21 protein-coding genes are annotated in these 19,367 nt (G+C 59.7%); 8 read left to right on the top strand and 13 right to left on the bottom strand.

The features are described from left to right. Positions 1-60: 60 nt before the first annotated feature. From JJN09_RS17470 to JJN09_RS17440, 7 genes are all read left to right on the top strand, one after another. Positions 61-309, top strand: a complete 249-nt coding sequence (locus JJN09_RS17470) for a hypothetical protein (protein WP_249482825.1) — start codon at positions 61-63, stop codon at positions 307-309. Next, positions 306-1,094, top strand: a complete 789-nt coding sequence (locus tag JJN09_RS17465; RefSeq protein ID WP_249482824.1) for a metallophosphoesterase — start codon at positions 306-308, stop codon at positions 1,092-1,094. Before JJN09_RS17470 ends, JJN09_RS17465 begins: the two co-directional genes overlap by 4 nt. Positions 1,095-1,278: 184 nt before the next feature. Further along, positions 1,279-2,463: a site-specific integrase gene (locus JJN09_RS17460; RefSeq protein WP_249482823.1), complete on the top strand. Its 1,185-nt coding sequence runs from the start codon at positions 1,279-1,281 to the stop codon at positions 2,461-2,463. A 36-nt stretch (positions 2,464-2,499) separates the two neighbouring features. Beyond that, positions 2,500-4,272: an N-acetylglutaminylglutamine amidotransferase gene (locus JJN09_RS17455; protein WP_249482822.1), complete on the top strand. Its 1,773-nt coding sequence runs from the start codon at positions 2,500-2,502 to the stop codon at positions 4,270-4,272. A gap of 3 nt (positions 4,273-4,275) precedes the next feature. Beyond that, complete coding sequence (gene ngg / locus JJN09_RS17450) at positions 4,276-6,021, top strand: N-acetylglutaminylglutamine synthetase (RefSeq protein ID WP_249482821.1); 1,746 nt, start codon at positions 4,276-4,278, stop codon at positions 6,019-6,021. Positions 6,022-6,081: 60 nt separating this feature from the next. Further along, positions 6,082-7,272 (top strand): osmoprotectant NAGGN system M42 family peptidase, encoded by a 1,191-nt coding sequence (locus JJN09_RS17445; RefSeq protein ID WP_249482820.1) that lies wholly within the window; start codon positions 6,082-6,084, stop codon positions 7,270-7,272. Positions 7,273-7,331: 59 nt separating this feature from the next. Next, positions 7,332-7,559: a YheU family protein gene (locus JJN09_RS17440; RefSeq protein ID WP_003192759.1), complete on the top strand. Its 228-nt coding sequence runs from the start codon at positions 7,332-7,334 to the stop codon at positions 7,557-7,559. Positions 7,560-7,564: 5 nt separating this feature from the next. Here JJN09_RS17440 and csrA read toward each other — a convergent pair whose 3' ends face one another. The 3 genes from csrA to JJN09_RS17425 form a co-directional block, all read right to left on the bottom strand. Continuing rightward, positions 7,565-7,750: a carbon storage regulator CsrA gene (gene csrA / locus JJN09_RS17435; protein ID WP_249482819.1), complete on the bottom strand. Its 186-nt coding sequence runs from the start codon at positions 7,748-7,750 to the stop codon at positions 7,565-7,567. A gap of 136 nt (positions 7,751-7,886) precedes the next feature. Next, on the bottom strand, positions 7,887-8,219 hold the full coding sequence (locus JJN09_RS17430) for a YnfA family protein (RefSeq protein ID WP_085710895.1): 333 nt from the start codon (positions 8,217-8,219) through the stop codon (positions 7,887-7,889). 63 nt (positions 8,220-8,282) lie between these two features. Then, on the bottom strand, positions 8,283-9,098 hold the full coding sequence (locus JJN09_RS17425; RefSeq protein WP_249482818.1) for an SDR family oxidoreductase: 816 nt from the start codon (positions 9,096-9,098) through the stop codon (positions 8,283-8,285). Positions 9,099-9,354: 256 nt separating this feature from the next. Between JJN09_RS17425 and JJN09_RS17420 the strand changes: the two genes are divergently transcribed. Then, positions 9,355-9,513, top strand: a complete 159-nt coding sequence (locus JJN09_RS17420; RefSeq protein WP_169432680.1) for a DUF3309 family protein — start codon at positions 9,355-9,357, stop codon at positions 9,511-9,513. Between the two features lie 59 nt (positions 9,514-9,572). Here the strand turns inward: JJN09_RS17420 and JJN09_RS17415 are convergent, their stop codons facing one another. The 10 genes from JJN09_RS17415 to JJN09_RS17370 form a co-directional block, all read right to left on the bottom strand. Then, the gene (locus JJN09_RS17415; RefSeq protein ID WP_249482817.1) at positions 9,573-11,666 is read right to left on the bottom strand and encodes an LTA synthase family protein; all 2,094 of its coding nucleotides are present in this window, start codon (positions 11,664-11,666) and stop codon (positions 9,573-9,575) included. Between the two features lie 314 nt (positions 11,667-11,980). Beyond that, positions 11,981-12,586, bottom strand: a complete 606-nt coding sequence (locus JJN09_RS17410) for an START domain-containing protein (protein ID WP_249482816.1) — start codon at positions 12,584-12,586, stop codon at positions 11,981-11,983. 41 nt (positions 12,587-12,627) lie between these two features. After that, positions 12,628-12,882 (bottom strand): YkgJ family cysteine cluster protein, encoded by a 255-nt coding sequence (locus JJN09_RS17405; RefSeq protein ID WP_102620504.1) that lies wholly within the window; start codon positions 12,880-12,882, stop codon positions 12,628-12,630. Positions 12,883-13,048: 166 nt separating this feature from the next. Continuing rightward, the gene (locus tag JJN09_RS17400; RefSeq protein ID WP_249482815.1) at positions 13,049-13,528 is read right to left on the bottom strand and encodes a translation initiation factor 2; all 480 of its coding nucleotides are present in this window, start codon (positions 13,526-13,528) and stop codon (positions 13,049-13,051) included. 78 nt (positions 13,529-13,606) lie between these two features. Then, positions 13,607-15,046, bottom strand: coding sequence for a PLP-dependent aminotransferase family protein (locus tag JJN09_RS17395; protein ID WP_003226969.1), 1,440 nt, complete (start codon positions 15,044-15,046; stop codon positions 13,607-13,609). Between the two features lie 200 nt (positions 15,047-15,246). Further along, a complete protein-coding gene (locus JJN09_RS17390; protein WP_249482814.1) occupies positions 15,247-16,059 on the bottom strand; it encodes an OmpA family protein in 813 nt (270 codons plus the stop codon). Beyond that, positions 16,056-16,412, bottom strand: coding sequence for a DUF4398 domain-containing protein (locus JJN09_RS17385; protein ID WP_096820990.1), 357 nt, complete (start codon positions 16,410-16,412; stop codon positions 16,056-16,058). Before JJN09_RS17385 ends, JJN09_RS17390 begins: the two co-directional genes overlap by 4 nt. A gap of 9 nt (positions 16,413-16,421) precedes the next feature. Continuing rightward, positions 16,422-17,258, bottom strand: coding sequence for an ABC transporter substrate-binding protein (locus JJN09_RS17380; protein ID WP_249482813.1), 837 nt, complete (start codon positions 17,256-17,258; stop codon positions 16,422-16,424). Between the two features lie 80 nt (positions 17,259-17,338). After that, positions 17,339-18,268 (bottom strand): electron transfer flavoprotein subunit alpha/FixB family protein, encoded by a 930-nt coding sequence (locus JJN09_RS17375; protein ID WP_007950863.1) that lies wholly within the window; start codon positions 18,266-18,268, stop codon positions 17,339-17,341. Positions 18,269-18,270: 2 nt separating this feature from the next. Beyond that, positions 18,271-19,020: an electron transfer flavoprotein subunit beta/FixA family protein gene (locus JJN09_RS17370; RefSeq protein WP_003226982.1), complete on the bottom strand. Its 750-nt coding sequence runs from the start codon at positions 19,018-19,020 to the stop codon at positions 18,271-18,273. Positions 19,021-19,367: the final 347 nt, after the last annotated feature.

Raw genomic sequence — 19,367 nt, 5'->3', positions numbered from 1 at the left:
GTAGCGTCGTTGTAAAAGGCCACGCGCGACCATGAGACGCTTGTAGTTGTCGGGGCCCCATTGAGTGAAATAACGCCGTTGCTCGAGTTCGTCACACCTGTACGCGCCATCCCGATCAAGGCTGATGCATTCGTTCACGAACCGTCGAGCGATGCATCGCTGACCGAAGCAGATATGCGTGGCCTGGCCAACACCAAGGCGGTCGCCAGCGTGATCGAGCGCTTCGTGAATGAGGACGCCGGCAAGTTCTACGGACGCACTGACGCTCTGGTTGCCGAGTTGGCAGCAATTGCAGGAGGTCGCCAATGAGCGGATTACAGAGTTTTGGAATCAATACCGCCGGCCGTGACTTCGCCGTCGGCGACGTGCACGGGCACTTCACTCGACTGCAAAAGGCGCTGGACGCGGCGGGCTTCAACCCTGCCGTTGACCGACTGTTCAGCGTTGGGGATCTGGCGGATCGAGGGCCGGAGTCTGCCGAGGTCGACACCTGGCTGGCAAAACCCTGGTTTCACGCCGTGCGCGGGAACCATGAACACATGGTGGTGGACGCGTACCGGGCAGATCCAGAGGGCCGAATGAAGGACATGCACCTGATCAATGGTGGCGCGTGGCTGTATGCGCGATCCAGCGTTGAGCGGGACTGCTATGCGGAACTGCTGGCCGACCTGCCGCTGGTGATCGAGGTAGAAACGCCGGATGGGCTGGTGGGCATTATGCATGCTGACGTCCCATTTCCTGACTGGATCACGCTGAGCAATCAACTCGAGCGCAGACTTCATGGTCGTCAGCAGGTTGAGGAGATGTGCCAATGGTCGCGCCAGCGAATTACCAGCGAAAACCGTGACGGGGTGAAGAACGTGCGAGCGGTCGTTGTTGGACACACGCCAGTTCGGCGCACGGCGATCCTCGGCAACGTTTATCACATCGACACCGGTGGCTGGATGGATGGCCACTTCACGCTGCTGAACCTGCACACGCTCGAAACCATTCCGCCTACAGATCCAAAGTTGAAATGGGACTGGGACCAGAACGAAGACTCGACACAAATCGCGAATAAAGAAAACGTGTCGCGACATGTAGGAGGTGACTGATGGGGGCTGCTGAAAAATTGCCCGAAGAGGACGGCCACGACAAAGTGACCGAAAAGCGGATGGCGGAGCTGGTGGGCACCACGGCGAAGGCGCTGGCACGCAAGAGAGAGCGGAAAATTATCCCGGAAGGCGTTTGGTCGAAGATCGACGGCAGGATCATGTACAGCGTGAGGAGATATGACGAATGGATCGAAAGTCTGTGGACTTGCCAACAGGGGTTGAGTTTGTCGGACCATCAATCCGAATTCGTTTCTCCTGGAACAAGAAGCGGTGTTGTGAAACGCTCCCCTTCCCTCAGACCGCGAAAGGAATCGCCGCAGCGGCAAGCCTTCGTTCTCAGGTAAAGCAACTGGACAAGCTCGGCGCGCTCACCCCGCAGAAGTACGCCGAGCTGTTCCCAGGCACGCGCAGCGCCGAAGTTCAGGCCATGCCGATCTTCTTCGACTACGCCCAAGACTGGCTTGACAGCCTCCAGATCGTCGAAAGCACGCGCAAAAATTACCGATCCACTCTGCAAAACTACTGGGTGCCCTACCTCGCGGCCAAGCCGCTGGACAAGATCACACCTGTGATCCTGCGCAAGGTCGTCAACGACATCCAGTGGACGTCTCCCGTCCGGCGAAAGGATGCAATCAGGCTGATGACCACCATCTTCACCCAGGCCGTGTGTGATGAGCTGATCCACCGCAACCCGGCCAGTTCGATCCCGCCCACTCGCGTCACGAAGCGCGAAATCGATCCGCTCGCGCGTGACGAGGCGGATCTGATCATCGCCAAGCTGTACGAACTGACGAGCGGCCTACAACAGATTTACGCGATCTTCTTCGAGTTCTCGTTCTACACCGGGATGCGCCCGAAAGAGGCAATGGCGCTGCGCTGGGAAGAGATCGACATGCGCAAGAAGACTGCCAAAATTTGCCGCATTCGCATCAATGGAAAGATCCAAGAGCGAACTAAGACAAAGCGATCCCGCGAAGTTTTATTGAACGATCGCGCAATCAAGGCGCTCGAAAAAGCCAGGCCACTCACAGCGGCGCGTTCGGATTATGTGTTCGCGCCGGAAGGATCGGGAGATAAATCAGAGTTATATATCCGATCCGAGACTGGCCCAAAACGCTACTGGCTGAGCGCGCTGCGAAAGTTAGGTATTCGGCATCGCAGGATGTATGACACGCGCCACACGTACGCAACGATGTGTTTGATGTCGGGGATGAATCCAGCGTTCATCGCTGCGCAACTCGGACACAGCGTTCAAGTACTGCTCTCCACCTATGCCAAGTGGATCAGCTCGCCGAGTGATTGGGCGGAGCTTGAGAAGCTGGATCGAATGGAAAGTGGTACAAAACCGGTACGGGAGAATCACCAGTAGCTACATGAACGCCGAAATACAAAGGATTTACGGTACATGTGCGGATTAGCTGGCGAGTTACGTTTTGATCAACAACCTGCAGACCTTGCAGCCATCGAGCGAATCACCCATCACCTGGCGCCTCGCGGCCCCGATGCGTGGGGTTTTCATGCCCAAGGGCCGATTGCCCTGGGCCATCGACGCCTGAAAATCATGGACCTGTCGGACGGCTCGGCACAGCCGATGATCGACAGCCAACTGGGCCTGTCCCTGGCCTTCAATGGCGCGATCTACAACTTTCCGGAACTGCGCGCCGAACTCGAAGCGCTCGGTTATGCGTTCTATTCCGGCGGCGATACCGAAGTGTTGCTCAAGGGCTATCACGCCTGGGGCGAAGCGCTGCTGCCGAAACTCAACGGCATGTTTGCCTTCGCCATCTGGGAACGCGATGCCCAGCGCCTGTTCATCGCCCGCGACCGTCTCGGTGTGAAACCGTTGTACCTGTCGCGCACCGGCCAGCGCCTGCGCTTTGCCTCGGCCCTGCCCGCCCTGCTCAAGGGTGGCGACATCAACCCGATTCTCGATCCGGTGGCGCTCAACCATTACCTGAACTTCCATGCCGTGGTGCCGGCGCCACGCACCTTGCTGGCCGGCATTGAAAAGCTGCCGCCGGCAAGCTGGATTCGGATTGAGGCGGACGGCACCTCCGAGCAGAAAACCTGGTGGACGCTGCCTTACGGCCCACACGACGACGAGAAAAATCTGACGCTCGAAGACTGGCGCGACCGTGTACTCGACAGCACCCGCGAAGCCGTGGCAATCCGTCAACGGGCGGCGGTGGATGTTGGCGTGCTGCTGTCCGGCGGGGTCGATTCAAGCATGCTCGTCGGTCTGTTGCGCGAAGTCGGCGTGGAGAACCTGTCGACCTTTTCCATCGGTTTTCAGGATGCCGGCGGCGAGCGCGGTGACGAATTCCAGTATTCGGATCTGATCGCCAAGCATTACGGCACTCAGCACCATCAACTGCGCATCGACGAAAAAGAGATCATCGAGCAACTGCCCGCGGCGTTCCGCGCCATGAGCGAGCCGATGGTCAGCCACGACTGCATCGCCTTCTATCTGCTGTCCCGCGAAGTGGCCAAGCATTGCAAGGTGGTGCAGAGCGGCCAGGGCGCCGACGAGTTGTTCGCCGGCTATCACTGGTATCCGCAAGTCGATGGCGCAGCCGATCCGTATGCGGCCTATCGCGAGGCGTTTTTCGACCGCAGCTACGACGATTACGCCGCCACAGTGCAACCGAAATGGCTGACCGCGAATGACGCTGCCGGCGACTTCGTGAAGGAACATTTCGCACAGCCCGGCGCCGATGCGGCGGTCGACAAGGCCTTGCGTCTGGACAGCACAGTGATGCTGGTGGACGACCCGGTCAAACGCGTCGACAACATGACCATGGCCTGGGGCCTGGAGGCGCGCACGCCGTTTCTCGACTATCGCCTGGTGGAATTGTCGGCCCGCGTTCCGGGCAAATTCAAACTGCCCGACGGCGGCAAACAGGTCTTGAAAGAAGCCGCGCGGCTGGTTATCCCAAGCGAAGTGATCGACCGCAAGAAAGGCTACTTCCCGGTACCCGGCCTCAAGCATCTGCAAGGCGACACCCTGAACTGGGTACGCGAACTGCTGCTGGATCCGAGCCAGGATCGCGGCCTGTTCAACCCTGCCATGCTCGACAAATTGCTGACCGATCCACAAGGCCAGTTGACCCCGTTGCGCGGCTCCAAGCTGTGGCAACTGGCGGCGCTGAACCTGTGGCTCAGCGAACAAGGAATCTGATCGATGAAACCTCACGCCACGGCTTACAGCCAACGGCTGCTGCGCGGTCAGACACCGTCCTACGAACGCTTGCAGGCGCGGCTGGCCGAAGATGGCAACCAACCGAGCGCCGAACCGATTGTCGTGCACTGCGGCTGGGGCCGGTTGCTGATCGGCCACACCTTTCCCGACCCGGCGAGCCTTGCCCAGGAGTTGCTCAACGAACAGCCGGGCGAGCGCGATATCGCCCTGTACGTGGCCGCGCCGCAGCAGATTCTCGGACTGGAACCGACTCAGCTGTTTCTCGACCCATCCGACACCTTGCGCCTGTGGTTCAGCGATTACCGTCAGGCCACACGAGTGTTTCGCGGCTTCCGCATCCGTCGTGCGCAAAGTGACGAGGACTGGCAGGCGATCAATCAGTTGTATCAGGCACGCGGCATGCTGCCCATCGATGCCACCCTGCTCACTCCGCATCATCAGGGCGGGCCGGTGTACTGGCTGGCCGAAGACGAGGACAGCGGCGCGGTGATCGGCAGCGTCATGGGCCTCAATCACCAGAAGGCTTACAACGACCCGGAAAACGGCAGCAGCCTGTGGTGCCTGGCGGTCGATCCTCAGTGTTCGCGTCCCGGGGTCGGCGAAGTGCTGGTGCGGCATCTGATCGAACACTTCATGAGCCGCGGCTTGAGCTATCTCGATCTGTCGGTGCTGCACGATAACCGACATGCAAAAAACCTCTACGCCAAACTCGGCTTTCGCAATCTCTCGACCTTCGCCATCAAGCGCAAGAACGGTATCAACCAGCCGCTGTTTCTCGGACCGGGGCCAGAGGCCGCGTTCAATCCTTATGCGCGGATCATCGTCGAGGAAGCCCATCGACGCGGTATCGATGTGCAGGTGGACGATGCCGATGCCGGGCTGTTCACCCTCAGCCATGGCGGGCGCCGGGTGCGTTGCCGCGAATCCCTCAGTGACCTGACCAGCGCCATCAGCATGAGTCTGTGCCAGGACAAGAGCCTGACGCACAAGGTGCTGAAGGCGGCCGGTCTGAACTTGCCGGCGCAGCAGCTGGCGGCGAATGCGGACGACAATCTGGCGTTTCTCGACGAGCACCAGCGGGTGGTGGTCAAGCCGCTCGACGGTGAACAGGGTCAGGGCGTAGCGGTGGATCTGCAAAGCATCGAAGAGGTGCAGAAGGCCATCGAAACCGCGAAGCAGTTTGACAGCCGGGTGCTGCTCGAAAGCTTCCATGAAGGCCTCGATCTGCGGATTCTGGTGATCGGTTTCGACGTGGTGGCGGCGGCGATCCGGCGTCCGGCCGAGGTGGTCGGCGACGGCCATCACTCCATCGGCGCGCTGATCGAAGCCCAGAGCAGGCGCCGGCAAGCGGCCACCGGCGGCGAAAGCAAAATCCCGCTGGATCACGAAACCCAACGCACCCTGCACGCGGCGGGTTACGACTACAGCAGCATTCTGCCGGCCGGCGAACATCTGTTCGTGCGGCGTACGGCGAACCTGCACACCGGCGGCACCCTGGAAGACGTCACGGCGATTCTGCATCCGACCCTGGTCGATGCCGCCGTGCGTGCGGCGCGAGCGCTGGACATTCCGATGGTCGGGCTCGACTTGATGGTGCCCGCCGCCGACCAGCCGGAGTACGTGTTCATCGAAGCCAACGAACGGGCGGGCCTGGCCAACCATGAGCCGCAGCCGACGGCCGAGCGGTTTGTCGATCTGTTGTTTCCGCACAGTCAGCCCGCCGTTTGATCTCTCTTCAGCGTCATTCCCGCGTCGAACGCGGGATGACGCCCCGCAACAGGAGTCTCCATGACCACCCACATTCCCGAACCGGATCTGAACTACCTGCAAAAAGTCCTGCTGGAGATGCTCGCCATTCCCAGCCCCACCGGGTTCACCGATACCATCGTGCGTTACGTCGCCGAGCGGCTGGAAGAGCTCGGCATTCCTTTCGAGATGACCCGTCGCGGCACGATCCGCGCCACCCTCAAGGGCAAGAAAAACAGCCCGGACCGCGCGGTGTCGGCGCACTTGGACACCATCGGCGCCGCCGTGCGCGCAGTGAAGGAAAACGGGCGCCTGACCCTGGCGCCAGTCGGTTGCTGGTCGAGCCGTTTCGCTGAGGGCAGCCGCGTCAGCCTGTTTACCGACAACGGTGTGATCCGTGGCAGCGTGTTGCCGCTGATGGCGTCCGGGCACGCCTTCAACACCGCCGTCGACGAAATGCCGATCAGCTGGGATCACGTCGAACTGCGCCTGGACGCCTACTGCGCGACCCGCGCCGATTGCGATTCGCTAGGCATCAGTGTGGGCGATGTGGTGGCGTTCGATCCGTTGCCGGAGTTCACCGAAAGCGGCCACATCAGCGCCCGACACCTGGACGACAAGGCCGGGGTCGCGGCGCTGCTCGCAGCGCTGAAAGCCATCGTCGACAGCGGTCAGGAGTTGATGATCGACTGCCATCCGCTGTTCACGATTACCGAGGAAACCGGCAGCGGCGCAGCGGCGGCTTTGCCGTGGGATGTCAGCGAATTTGTCGGGATCGACATCGCGCCCGTCGCACCCGGCCAGCATTCCAGCGAACACGCGGTGAGCGTGGCGATGCAGGATTCCGGCGGGCCGTACGACTATCACCTGTCACGGCACTTGCTGCGTCTGGCCGGAGAGCATGAGCTGCCTGTGCGCCGTGACCTGTTCCGCTATTACTTCAGCGACGCCCATTCGGCCGTCACCGCCGGCCACGACATTCGCACCGCCCTGCTCGCCTTCGGTTGCGACGCAACCCACGGTTACGAGCGCACGCACATCGACAGTCTGGCTGCTCTGAGTCGCCTGCTGGGGGCTTACATCCTGAGTCCGCCGGTGTTCGCCAGCGATGCGCAACCGGCCAACGCGTCACTGGATCGCTTCAGTCACCAGATCGAGCACGAGACACAAATGGAAAGCGACACCCGGGTGCCTTCGGTGGACAGCCTGGTGGGGCAACGCTCGGACAGTTGAGTCTGGCCCTCGGCGGCCATTCGCCGTAGCATCCCGACATTGATTTAGCCGAGGTGCCCATGCTGATCCCCTACGACGCGCTCGAAGTCGACACCCTCACCCGCCTGATCGAGGACTTCGTCACCCGCGACGGCACCGACAACGGTGACGACACCCCGCTGGAAACCCGCGTGTTGCGGGTTCGCCAGGCCCTGACCAAAGGCCAGGCGCTGATCGTCTTCGATCCGGAAAGCGAGCAATGCCAGTTGATGCTCAAGCACGACGTGCCCAAGCACCTGTTCGACTGAAACGGTCAACGGCTCTTGCCGTTGGCCTGTTTGCGCTGGATCCGCTCGTAGACTTCGGCGCGGTGCACGTTGACCTGCTTTGGCGCCTCGACGCCGAATCGCACGCTGGAGCCGTTGACCGCCAGAACGCGCAGAGTGATGTTGTCGCCGATGGAAATCAGTTCACCGACAACACGGCTGAGTACAAGCATGAGGGTTGTCCTTCAAGGTTTTCGAGCCTTGAAGATGCGCGGCTTTCGAGCGCCCTACAATGCGCTGCGGGCAAATCAGTCAAACCCTACACGCCCTGGCGCATCGGCCTTCAGACGTTTCCTTCAAACCCGTGCTTCAGGTCGCCGAAAACCGTGGCCCGAACAGAATCACGCTGGCACCGATCACGCACAAGGCGACACCGATCCAGTCCGAACCCAGCGGACGGATGCGCTCGACCACTGCCAGCCAGCCAATCGACGCAATGATGTAGATGCCGCCGTAAGCGGCGTAGGCGCGACCGGCGTAGGTCGCTTCAACGCGCGTCAACAACAGCGCAAACAGGGTCAGGCTGAGCAGCGCCGGGATCACCCACAAGGCGCTCTTGCCCTGGCGCAACCACATCCAGAATGCGAAACAGCCGGCGATTTCGAACAGCGCGGCGAGGAAAAACCACAAGTAATTGAGCATGCAGATGACCCGTCAGGGTGACTATGGCGGTCACCCTAACGACGGGGCTTTAGCGGTGCAAGTTCAGCCGTTGTTCTGCTTGGCCTTGGCGCGCATCTTTTCGGCCATCGCAGTCATTTCGTTGTACAGCAGCTGCGGGTTTTTCTGCTTGATCGCCCAGGCCATGCGTCCTTGTTCATGGGGCAGGATCATGAACTCGCCGGCCGCCACCTGCTGGTAGATATAATCGGCAATATCGGCGGCGGTGATCGGCGAACTTTCCAGCAACTTGCCGACCTGAGCTTTCATGGCCGGCGTCGGGCCACGGAACGAGTCCAGCAGATTGGTCTGGAAGAACGACGGGCAAACCACATGGACACCGACTTCCTGTTGGGCCAGTTCGATCAGCAGGCTTTCGGACAACGCCACCACGCCGGCCTTGGCCACGTTGTAGTTGCTCATCGCCGGGCCTTGCATCAATGCCGCCATCGAGGCGATGTTGATGATCTTGCCCTTGCTCTGTTCCAGCAGTGGCAGGAACGCCTTGCAGCCCTTGACCACGCCCATCAGGTTGATCGCGATCTGCCAGTCCCAGTCTTCCAGCGACAGCTCACTGAAGAAACCACCCGAGGCCACGCCCGCGTTGTTGACGATGATGTCGATGCCGCCGAGTTTCACTTCACAGGCTTGGGCGAACGCGGTGAGCTGGCTGTAATCACGTACGTCGCAGCGCTGGATGAAGCCATCGCCGCCGGCCTCGCGAACCAGTTTCAGGGTCTCTTGCAAGCCAGGCTCGCTGACGTCCGACAAAGCCAGTTGCCAGCCTTCACGCGCCCAGCGCAGCGCGATTTCGCGACCCAGGCCGGAGCCCGCGCCAGTGATCATCATGCGATTTTGCATAGCAAACAGCCTTGTTGTTCCGGGGAAGATGCGCGGAGTGTAGCGAAGGATCCGGAGCGACCCACGCTCCATCAGATTGCTGAATGGCAGGAGCAAACCGTGGCATCAAACGAAATAAGACCGTGAACCAAATACGTTAAAAAAACATTGAATTTTCTTTCACGTACACCAGTCGGAATTTGTAAGCCGTCTGGATTTAGTTCAACTTCCAGTCGCCCTTGAACACCAAGACTTCTCAGACACTATCAACAAGGAAATCGACATGGGCACAATTCTTATCATTATCCTGATCCTGTTGCTGATCGGTGGTCTGCCGGTCTTCCCACACTCCAGAAGTTGGGGTTACGGTCCTTCGGGCATTATCGGTGTGGTGCTGGTTGTACTGTTGGTGCTGCTGTTACTCGGCCGCATATGACTTTTTGACTGACAAAAAAAGAGGCCCTGAAAAGGGCCTCTTTTTATTGCGCCGAATAATCAGTCCGGCTTGCCGTTAATCACACCGGCGGTGTTGTCGATCAGGCTCTTGGTGGCCGTTTGCAGGAACGCTTCGAGTTTGAGTTTCAGCTCGGCGGTACGCGGTGCGTCCGGAATGATTTCAGCCGAAGGATTCGCACCCAGTTGGTACTGGTAGATCTTCGGCGCCATTTCCTTCTCTTTCGGCAGCACCAGGATCTGGTCAGCGGTCACGATGGCGGTGGTCTGCTCGCTGCCCGACGGCTTGATCACACCGAAACCGGTGTCGCCTGCCGGCAGGTTGAGCAGGTCACGGCCCCAGCACTGATGACGCACTTCGCCACCCAGACGACCCATGATGGTCGGCACGATGTCGATCTGCGTACCCACGGTGTGGTCACGAGTACCAAATTTTTCCTGGATGCCCGGTGCGATCATCAGCATCGGCACGTTGAAGCGGCCCAGGTCCATTTCGGTGATCTGACGCTCGTTGCCGAAACCGTGGTCGCCGACGATGACGAACAGGGTTTCCTTGAAGTAAGGCTCCTTGCGGGCCTTCTCGAAGAACTGGCCCAGTGCCCAGTCCGCGTAACGCATGGCGGTCAAATGCTCGTTGAGCGTGCCACGATCCGTCACGCGCTCGACCGGCAATGGCGTCGGCAAGGCGTATGGCGTGTGGTTGGACAGGGTTTGCAACAGCGCGTAGAACGGCTTGCCGTTTTCCCGCGCCTTGAGCTCTACCAGACCACGGTCGAACATGTCCTGGTCGGACACGCCCCAGGTCGGATCGGAGAACACCGGGTTGACGAAGTCGTTGCGGCCAACGAAGTTGGTCATGCCCTGGTTGCTGAAGAAACCGGACTGGTTGTCCCAGGCGAAGTCGCCGTTGTAGACGTAGACGTCGTCATACTTGCGCGCGCTGAGCAGCTGCGGCAGGCCGGACAGTTTGTGGCTGCCTTCCGGGGTCTGCATCAGGTATTCGAAACCCGGCAGGTTCGGGAAGCAGGCCATGGTGGCGAACATACCCTGGTGAGTGTGGGTGCCGTTGGAGAAGAAGCGGTCGAACAGCAGGCCTTCCTTCGACAGTTTGTCGAGGTATGGCGTGATGTTGCCCGGCGCGCCCAGAGCGCCCACCGAGTGACCGGCCATGCTTTCCATGAGGATCACGACAACGTTCTTGATCGGCAGGGTCTTGTCGGCCGGCGGCGTGTAGTCACGACGCACGGCGGCAATGTCGGCATCGACCAGTTTGTCGTCCGGCATGACCAGCATCTCACGCACGACTTTCTGCGCCTGATCCTGCGGCAGCGTGGCTTTCCAGATGTTGTTGCGGTCTTCGCCCATGCGGTCCTTGGCTGCCGCGATCAGCGACAGGGTGCCATTGAGGCCGAGCTGGTTGGCGAAGTTCGATTCGGTGGTGTACACGTCACCCCAGCGCAGTGGCGGGCCTTGACGCAGGGTGCCACGCACGGCAACCACACAGATCAACAGGCAGACCACGAACACCGCCAGACGCGCATACCACGGCGCCACCTGACGGGTGCCGACGTTGCCGCCGCTGAACGGGCCGCGCGGACGGGTCAGACGGTCGGCGCCCTTGAACGCCAGGGTCAGGATCAGCGTGCCCACGGCCCACGCCAGCAGGTAGCGCACTACCGGGAAACCGTACCAGAGCATGCTCATCACGGTTTTCGGGTCTTCCTTCACGTACTGGAACACCAGGCCGTTGAGGCGCTGGTGAAACTCACGGTAGAAGTCCATCTCCATCAGGCCGAGGAACAGCGCGATGCTCGAAGCGATGGTCAGCCACAGACGGAAGAAGCCGCGCGCGGCCATGGCACGGGCACTGAACAGCGCCAGCACCAATGGAACACAGATATAAACTACCAGGCGCAGGTCGAAACGCAGGCCGTTGGCGAAGGCTTCGAGGAACGTCGAAGCCGGGGTGTCGAGGATCATCTCGCGGTTGTAGACCAGCAGCGCGAGGCGCAGCACGGAAAACATCACCATCATGACCAGCGCGCACAGCAGCGTGTAGGCCAGATGCGATTTGACGGTCGGTTGCAGCAGGCGACTGGAAGATCGCTGCTGATTCAGGGCGTCCGGGTTTGCCATGTCGTTTTAGGACCCATTGGAAGTTGAAGTTGCAAAAATACAGCTGCGCCCTGCCCTCTGTTGGCCATTCCAGGCCCCGGGGCTTGCGCGGTGCGCAAATGTTGCACGATCACTGGCGGCATTGCCATTGATTACTGCCCCGCTGCCGGACTCTTTCATTAAAGGCACGGTATACCCGGACAGCTGCAAACAGCGCGGGCGAATTGTCTTGAAGACTTTGTGAAAATTTCGTTCAACGCATATCCGGAAACACAATAAACCTACAAAACAAAACGCCCCGAGTTCTTCGGGGCGCTTGCCAAAAAACGCGATGTTTACTTCTCGGCGCGTTCTTTCAAGGCTTTCAGGGTGTTGAACGGTGCGTCGACCACGAACTTGTTGGCGATCATCGACGGCACGCTGCCACCTGGCTCGGTGTGGACCTGATAGGTCACTTCGACCTGATCGCCTTTTGGCACGAACTTCCAGAAGCCTTTGACCTGAGCGACCCGCACAAAGCCTTTTTCTTCCGGCAGGTATTTCGGCAGACCTTCCAGGTTGCGGGTCAGGCTGCCATCGGCGCCTTCAACGGTGGTGACATGCAGGATCGAATCGCGCGGGGTCACCGGCCATGGCGTGTTGAACTGAGTGTAGGTCCAGCTCTGGTCGCCTTCGTGCTTGAGCAGTTTCTGGGTCTTGCACTCGTGAATCCAGGCACAGGCACCGGAGACGTCTTCCTGCAATGCGCGCAATTTGGCGACGGTGGTCTTCATCAGAGTCACGCCCTGATAAGACTTGTAGTCCGAACCTGGCACTTCGCTAAGGGAGACCTTGATGCCGTCTTCATTCTTGGCCACTTTCCAGTCTTCGGCCTGGGCAGCCGAAGTGGCCAGCACGGCAGTCAAACCACACAACACAACGATACGATGCAGCGAACCCATAGTCTTATTCCTTATTGTTGAAGTTCCGTACGTTTGACACATCACGCCGCCGTCATCTGCTCCCACCAGCCGAGCAGTCTGATCGCGTCTTCCTGGCTGCTTCCGCAGACTTCGACATCGGCCTTGAACCCTGAACAGACCGCTGGACGTTCCGGTTGGCCGAAAATGCTGCACAGGTTTTCGACCGAGAGCTGAACGCAACGTTCGCCGGCAGGTTTGCCATCGGGCATGCCCGGAATCGGCGAGCTGATGGAAGGGGCAATGCAACAGGCGCCACAACCTTCACGGCAGTTCATGACGACGAGTTCCTCGGGACGGGCAATGTGTTAAAGGGACGCGGAACAGGGTAACCGCTAAAACGGCTGTTTTAAATTCCCTGAACCGGGGTTTTTACGCAGAAACGAAAGTGACTGACCAGTCTCCGACAAAGCGTCTGGTCTGCGGGTCACGGATCGAATGAATTTACTGCTTGAATTCGAAATCCAGCGCCGCGCCTTCCACATCACGACGCTCTTCGTTGCGTAGTTGCAATTGCATTTCGTTGCTCAGCAGACGGCCGTTAAGTTGAAATCCGCTGTTCTTCTCGCCAAACATCTGCGGCAGGACCGCTTCGCGCTTAGGCAATGGCACCGTACCCACCGGCTTCAACTGCTGAACCATGTCCTTGGGCAGGCTCAAGTCGAGTTTGGGAGTCGGCAGTTGGGTTTTCACCACTTCACTGGCAGGCTTCGACTTGGAAGCAATCGGTGCGCGTTTCTTTGCAGGGGCGGCTTTCTTCTGCTGCTTGTCTTTCGCAGGAACGGCTTTCTTGCCGGCAACCGGTTTTTTCGCCGTAGACGCTGCTGTCGGTTTTTCCGAAACGGCAGTGGCCATGACAGCTGGCGCGTGACCGATCATCAATAGACAAAGCAAAACCCAGGCAGCAGGAAAAATCGCTTTCATGGAACCCACAACGCTAACGGCAGAGGGCCATATGCTCGCCTGTTGAACGCCACATGACAAGCGCGCCGCGCTGACCGTTCAGAAACCGCCGGCCGTTTCCTGACACAGTTGAGTCGCCAGCAGACCGAGGGTCATCAACGCCCGTTCCGCTTCACGATTCCACGGAGTCCCGCAATTCAGCCGGATACAGTGATTGAACTGCTCGGTATTACTGAAGATCAGCCCCGGTGCGATGCTGATGCCCTGCTGTAATGCGCGGACATGCAACTCCTGCGTGTTGACCCGCCCCGGCAGGCTCACCCACAGGATGAAACCGCCCGTGGGTCGAGTCATTTGCGTGCCTTCAGGGAAGTACTGCTGCACCGCCAGCTGGAATGCGCTGAGGTTTTTTCGGTATTCCTGGCGGATGTACCGTAAATGCCGGTCATAACCGCCATTTTCCAGATAAGCGGCGATCGCCATTTGCGTGACGCTGCAAGCTGAATGCGTGGTGAACGTCTGCAGACGCTGGATTTCCTGCTGATACTTGCCGGCAATCATCCAGCCCACGCGCACACCCGGCGACAGGGTCTTGGAGAAGCTCGAACAGTAGATAACCCGATCCAGTCGGTCGTAAGCCTTGAGCGCCTTGGTGCGCCCTTGCTCAAACATCAATTCGCCATAAATGTCGTCTTCGACGATCTGGATATCGAAGTCCGAGGCCAGGCGCAGCAATTGTTTTTGCCGCTCTTCGGGCATGGTGCCACCCAGCGGGTTACTCAGCCGGGTCGTCAGCACCAGCGCTTTGATCGACCATTGATTGGCCGCCAGTTGCAGGGCTTCCAGGCTCATGCCGGTGGCCGGGTCGCTGGGGATTTCGATGACTTTCAGGCCGAGCAGGTCAGCCAGTTGCAGCAATCCGTAATAAGTCGGTGATTCGGCGGCGATCAGATCGCCCGGACGCGTCAGCACCCGTAACGACATTTGCAGCGCATCGACACAACCGTGAGTGATCACCACTTCCGAAGGATCGACCACCACACCGGCGTCGCGCATGCGGATCGCCACTTGTCGGCGCAACGGTTCGAAACCGGGGCTGAACATGTAGCTGAAGGCTCGCGGGCTATGGAATCGGGTGACCTTGGCCAATTGCTGATGCAGTGCGCGCACCGGTAAATAGTCGACGCTCGGCACGGCGGCGCCCAGCGGAAACACGCCTTCGCGGCGCGACTCGACCAACACTTGCTGAATGATGCTGGCGCGGGTGACCAGGCCAGGTCGTTCGACCCGGGCAATGTCCGGGGTCGGTGCGGTCAGGGCCGGAGTCTGGTGCACGTAGTAACCGGACTGCGGCCGAGCACGGATCAGCCCCTGATCCTCGAGGTTGGCGTAAGCCTGCAACACCGTGGCATGGCTGACGTTGAGCTGCGAACTCATCTTACGCACCGAGGGCACGCGCTCGCCCGGCTGATAGACGCCGCGGCGGATGTCTTCGGCCAGTTGTTGAGCAATACGTTGGTAGAGCAAGAGATTGGTCATGACGCAGCACTCGATATCACGGGCGTTTTATTTTTGTGTGAACAATACCGGAACAGTTCTGAAGTGTACTGGGACAGTTGCCATATTAGTCAACCATACAGTGCAGTGTCGGATAAATCTGTACTGCTTTGTGAGGTAATCGACAGACGTAAAAAAGCCCGGCGCTGCATGACAGGCCGGGCTTTCCAGTAACGCCACCCTCAGCGGGCGGCGCCGAGCTGGCCTTTTTCGTCGGAGAACACGATTTCCACACGGCGGTTCTGCGCGCGTCCACGCTCGGAAGCGTTGGCGTCCACCGGGTATTCGTCGCCGTAGCCTTCGACCTGAATACGTTTTTCGTCGATGCCCAGGTCCGTCAGCACATCGGCAACCGACTGTGCGCGGTCGCGGGACAGCTTGAGGTTTTCCTGCTTGCCGCCGGTGCTGTCGGTATATCCCTCGATACGCACCACGCGTTTCGGGTTGAGTTGCAGGAACTGCACGATCTTCAGGACCACGCGATTCGCCGAGTTTTTCAGCTCCGCTTCGCCGGTGTCGAACAGCACATCACCGAGGGTCATCACCAGACCGCGATCGGTCTGGGTGGTGGCCAGTGCGACAATCTGTTCTTCCAGCCATTTGCCCTGCTGCTGCACGCTCAACAGTTTGGATTCGCGCAGCGCCAGTTGCAGGCGTTGGCGCTCAAGCTCCAGCTTCGCCGCGCGCTCTTCGTTGAGCACCAGGTTGGTGTGCTCGCGGGCGATCTGGCTGTAACGCTGGCTCAGATAGGAGTAATGCGCCACGTCCGAGCCACTCCCCCAATAAGTGGAGAGACGATCGGCGCGGGCCAGGGATTCACCGGCACGGATCACGTCTTTCGGCGCGATACGCAGCACATTGGAATCTTCCTTGACCTTCTGGAAGTCAGCACTGGCCTCCTGCAAGGCGGTTTCGCTGTGTTGGCCGGCGCAGCCATAAAGGCTGGCGCAACCCACGAGGATCAGAGTGCCGAAGGCTTTTGAAGTCAGGCTCATTGGGCATCTCCCAGTTGCTTGCGCAGACGGACGATGCGGGTATTGAGCACGTTCAGTTGCTCTTCGCTCTTCTGGGTCAGCACCTTGGCTTCAGCCAGGCGTGCATCCAGCTCGGCCTGTTCCGCGCGCATCCGCGCGTTCTTGAAGGATTCGCCGGCCATGCTGCCCTTGGCCCGGTTGAACTTGTCTTCTGCCAATTTCATTTCCGGCACTTCGTCGGCAGTGGCGCCGACGGCCTTGGCCTGCTCCAGCGCCTGTTCGGTCAAGCGCATTTGTTCATTGGGTGCCGGATCACTGGCGCAACCGGCCAGAGCCAGAACGGCCAGAGCCGTGAAAAGAACTCGATTACTCACTAAGAATCCCTACTGTTTTGGGGCGCTGACAGGTGGTTGCGGCGGCTGTTGCTGCTGCGCCTTCCAGCGCTCGATGTTGCGTTGCAGCGCGGCTTCCGTCAGGCCGGACGCGGGCAATTCTGTCATCTTTTTGGCCAGCTGTCCGCGCAACCACGGATCGTTACAGGCCGAGTTGTGGGAAAGCGCCAGGAACAGACCGGGACGGTCAATCGGTTGCTCGAAGGCCAGCAGATCATTGGCCATGCCCAGGGCCTGCGCGGCCGCCATCCCCGAGTAGCGGCCGGCAAGTACATATTCCACTTCACCCAGCAGAAGTTTCTGCAGGGCCTGAGTGAGGTTTGCCGTACGGGTCAGGGTCAATTGCTTCTCGGCGAAAGTGCCGAATGCCTGGGTCATTCGAGACTTTTCTGACAACGCCCCTTGATGACCCTGGAGATCCTTCGCTTCGCTGTAGACCAGGGTCGAGCCCTTGCGGGTCCACACCAGATAGTCGTTTTCCAGCAGCGGCGGATAGATGTAGTCAAGGTTTTCCAGCTCGTTGAAGGCCAGCGGCGCGTCGGCCAGCATGTCCATGCGCCCGCTGCGCACTTCGTCGAGGGCCTGTGAGCGTTTACCGGCATAAAGCAATTCGACCTTGATGCCCAGATCCTTCGCCACTTGCTGCAACAGGTCGGCACTGGCGCCGATCAACTGTTTGGGATTCTGCGGATCCTGCCAGAGATACGGCGGTGCATCCGGGCTGCCGGTGACGACCAGTCGCTCGCATTTACCCGCCGCCATGGACAACCCCGGCAACAGGCTGGAACACAGCAATAACGAGAAGCCCAACCGGCGATGCAGATCCATGGCGAAACGCTCCCACTCAAATCCGAGACAAAAAAAAGCCCGACCAACAGGCCGGGCTCTTTATAAGTGAAGCCGCCGGATTAGACCAGCTTCTCCAGCTCAGGTACGGCTTCGAACAGATCCGCCACCAGGCCGTAATCGGCCACCTGGAAGATCGGCGCTTCTTCGTCCTTGTTGATCGCGACGATCACTTTGGAGTCTTTCATGCCGGCCAGGTGCTGGATCGCGCCGGAGATACCGACGGCGATGTACAGCTGAGGCGCAACGATCTTGCCGGTCTGACCGACCTGCATGTCGTTCGGTACGAAACCTGCGTCGACCGCGGCACGCGAGGCGCCAACGGCAGCGCCCAGCTTGTCGGCCAGGGCGTACAGGTGTTTGAAGTTGTCACCGTTCTGCATGCCGCGGCCGCCGGAAACGACGATCTTGGCAGCGGTCAGCTCAGGACGATCAGACTTGGCCAATTCTTCGCTGACGAAGCTGGAAGTGCCGGCGTTGTGAGCAGCGGCAACCGATTCAACGGCAGCCGAACCACCTTCTGCAGCAACCGGGTCGAAACCGGTGGCACGCACGGTGATCACTTTGATCGCAGCGGTCGATTGCACGGTAGCGATGGCGTTACCGGCGTAGATCGGACGCTTGAAAGTGTCAGCGCTTTCTACCGAGATGATCTCGGAGATCTGGTCAACGTCCAGCTGGGCGGCAACGCGCGGCAGGATGTTTTTGCCATTGGAAGTAGCGGCAGCCAGGATGTGGCTGTAGCCAGCGCCCAGCTCGGCGACCAGCGGAGCAACGTTTTCCGGCAGCTGATGCGCGTAGGCAGCATTGTCAGCGTTCAGGACTTTGCTCACACCAGCGATTTTTGCAGCGGCTTCAGCCACGGCGCCAGCGCCCTGGCCTGCAACCAGAACGTGGATGTCGCCACCGATTTTGGCTGCGGCAGCAACGGTGTTCAGGGTGGCCGGGGCCAGCACCTTGTTGTCGTGTTCGGCGATTACCAAGATAGTCATGATTAGATTACCTTCGCTTCGTTTTTCAGTTTCTCGACCAGTTCAGCCACCGACTTGACCTTGATGCCAGCGCTGCGTGCAGCCGGCGCTTCGACTTTCAGGGTCTTGTTGGTGGAGGCGGTGGAAACGCCCAAAGCGTCCGGAGTCAGCACTTCGAGAGGCTTCTTCTTGGCTTTCATGATGTTTGGCAGGGACGCGTAGCGCGGCTCGTTCAAACGCAGGTCGGTGGTGACGATCGCTGGCAGTTTCAGGGAAACGGTCTGCGCGCCGCCGTCGATTTCGCGAGTCACGGCAACGCTGTCGCCGGAGACTTCGACTTTCGAAGCGAAAGTGCCCTGACCGTAGCCGCTCAGTGCAGCGAGCATCTGGCCGGTCTGGTTGTTGTCGCTGTCGATGGCCTGTTTGCCCAGGATCACCAGCTGAGGCTGTTCCTTGTCGACCACGGCCTTGAGCAGCTTGGCCACGGCCAGGGAAGTCAGGTCTTCAGCGGATTCGACGAGGATGGCGCGGTCGGCACCCAGAGCCAGTGCGGTACGCAGCTGTTCCTGAGCGGTGGACGGGCCGATGGAGACGACGACGATTTCAGTCGCAACACCTTTCTCTTTCAGGCGTACGGCTTCTTCCACTGCGATTTCGCAGAATGGGTTCATCGACATCTTGACGTTGGCGAGGTCTACGCCGGAATTGTCCGCCTTGACGCGAACCTTGACGTTGTAATCCACAACGCGTTTGACAGCTACAAGAACCTTCATGGATTCCTCGTTACTCTCCGGTGAAAAGAAAGTCGCCTAGGCGAACCTGGCGGTTGATGCTCATCGGGCACAAGGGCACCTCTAAAAACGCCGGCTGAGTGCGATGACCGTTCGTCAGTCGTGACCAACAAGTCATGCCGCTTCGCGGTGTGTAAACTGCGCGCCGAAACTGCGCTGCGCATCACCGGGTACCGCCTACGCCCTGTCTTTAGAGGTGCTCTTGAAACCACCATTCAGCCTACGGCGAGCGCAAAACCGCCCGTATCTTGACCGGAACGCCCATTCTGGTCAATACGCCAAAATGCCCTGTCATCAGCCGCGCTTCTTTGATTTCTCTGGGCTGGAGC

Source organism: Pseudomonas sp. HS6, assembly GCF_023375815.1.
In the GTDB taxonomy this organism is placed as follows: Bacteria; Pseudomonadota; Gammaproteobacteria; order Pseudomonadales; family Pseudomonadaceae; genus Aquipseudomonas.
The sequence above is the reverse complement of the archived record's forward strand: the minus strand, read 5'-3'. Positions and strand labels throughout refer to the sequence as shown.

Bases quoted from the DNA above. Each gene is read 5' to 3' on its own strand.
- JJN09_RS17460 (WP_249482823.1), top strand. From the start codon at position 1,279: ATGGATCGAAAGTCTGTGGACTTGCCAACAGGGGTTGAGTTTGTCGGA.
- JJN09_RS17440 (WP_003192759.1), top strand. From the start codon at position 7,332: ATGCTGATCCCCTACGACGCGCTCGAAGTCGACACCCTCACCCGCCTG.
- JJN09_RS17400 (WP_249482815.1), bottom strand. From the start codon at position 13,528: ATGAAAGCGATTTTTCCTGCTGCCTGGGTTTTGCTTTGTCTATTGATG.
- JJN09_RS17455 (WP_249482822.1), top strand. From the start codon at position 2,500: ATGTGCGGATTAGCTGGCGAGTTACGTTTTGATCAACAACCTGCAGAC.
- JJN09_RS17390 (WP_249482814.1), bottom strand. From the start codon at position 16,059: ATGAGCCTGACTTCAAAAGCCTTCGGCACTCTGATCCTCGTGGGTTGC.
- JJN09_RS17430 (WP_085710895.1), bottom strand. From the start codon at position 8,219: ATGCTCAATTACTTGTGGTTTTTCCTCGCCGCGCTGTTCGAAATCGCC.
- JJN09_RS17410 (WP_249482816.1), bottom strand. From the start codon at position 12,586: ATGGGTTCGCTGCATCGTATCGTTGTGTTGTGTGGTTTGACTGCCGTG.
- JJN09_RS17375 (WP_007950863.1), bottom strand. From the start codon at position 18,268: ATGACTATCTTGGTAATCGCCGAACACGACAACAAGGTGCTGGCCCCG.
- JJN09_RS17380 (WP_249482813.1), bottom strand. From the start codon at position 17,258: ATGGATCTGCATCGCCGGTTGGGCTTCTCGTTATTGCTGTGTTCCAGC.
- JJN09_RS17425 (WP_249482818.1), bottom strand. From the start codon at position 9,098: ATGCAAAATCGCATGATGATCACTGGCGCGGGCTCCGGCCTGGGTCGC.
- JJN09_RS17405 (WP_102620504.1), bottom strand. From the start codon at position 12,882: ATGAACTGCCGTGAAGGTTGTGGCGCCTGTTGCATTGCCCCTTCCATC.
- JJN09_RS17415 (WP_249482817.1), bottom strand. From the start codon at position 11,666: ATGGCAAACCCGGACGCCCTGAATCAGCAGCGATCTTCCAGTCGCCTG.
- csrA (WP_249482819.1), bottom strand. From the start codon at position 7,750: ATGCTTGTACTCAGCCGTGTTGTCGGTGAACTGATTTCCATCGGCGAC.
- JJN09_RS17370 (WP_003226982.1), bottom strand. From the start codon at position 19,020: ATGAAGGTTCTTGTAGCTGTCAAACGCGTTGTGGATTACAACGTCAAG.
- JJN09_RS17445 (WP_249482820.1), top strand. From the start codon at position 6,082: ATGACCACCCACATTCCCGAACCGGATCTGAACTACCTGCAAAAAGTC.
- JJN09_RS17465 (WP_249482824.1), top strand. From the start codon at position 306: ATGAGCGGATTACAGAGTTTTGGAATCAATACCGCCGGCCGTGACTTC.
- JJN09_RS17395 (WP_003226969.1), bottom strand. From the start codon at position 15,046: ATGACCAATCTCTTGCTCTACCAACGTATTGCTCAACAACTGGCCGAA.
- ngg (WP_249482821.1), top strand. From the start codon at position 4,276: ATGAAACCTCACGCCACGGCTTACAGCCAACGGCTGCTGCGCGGTCAG.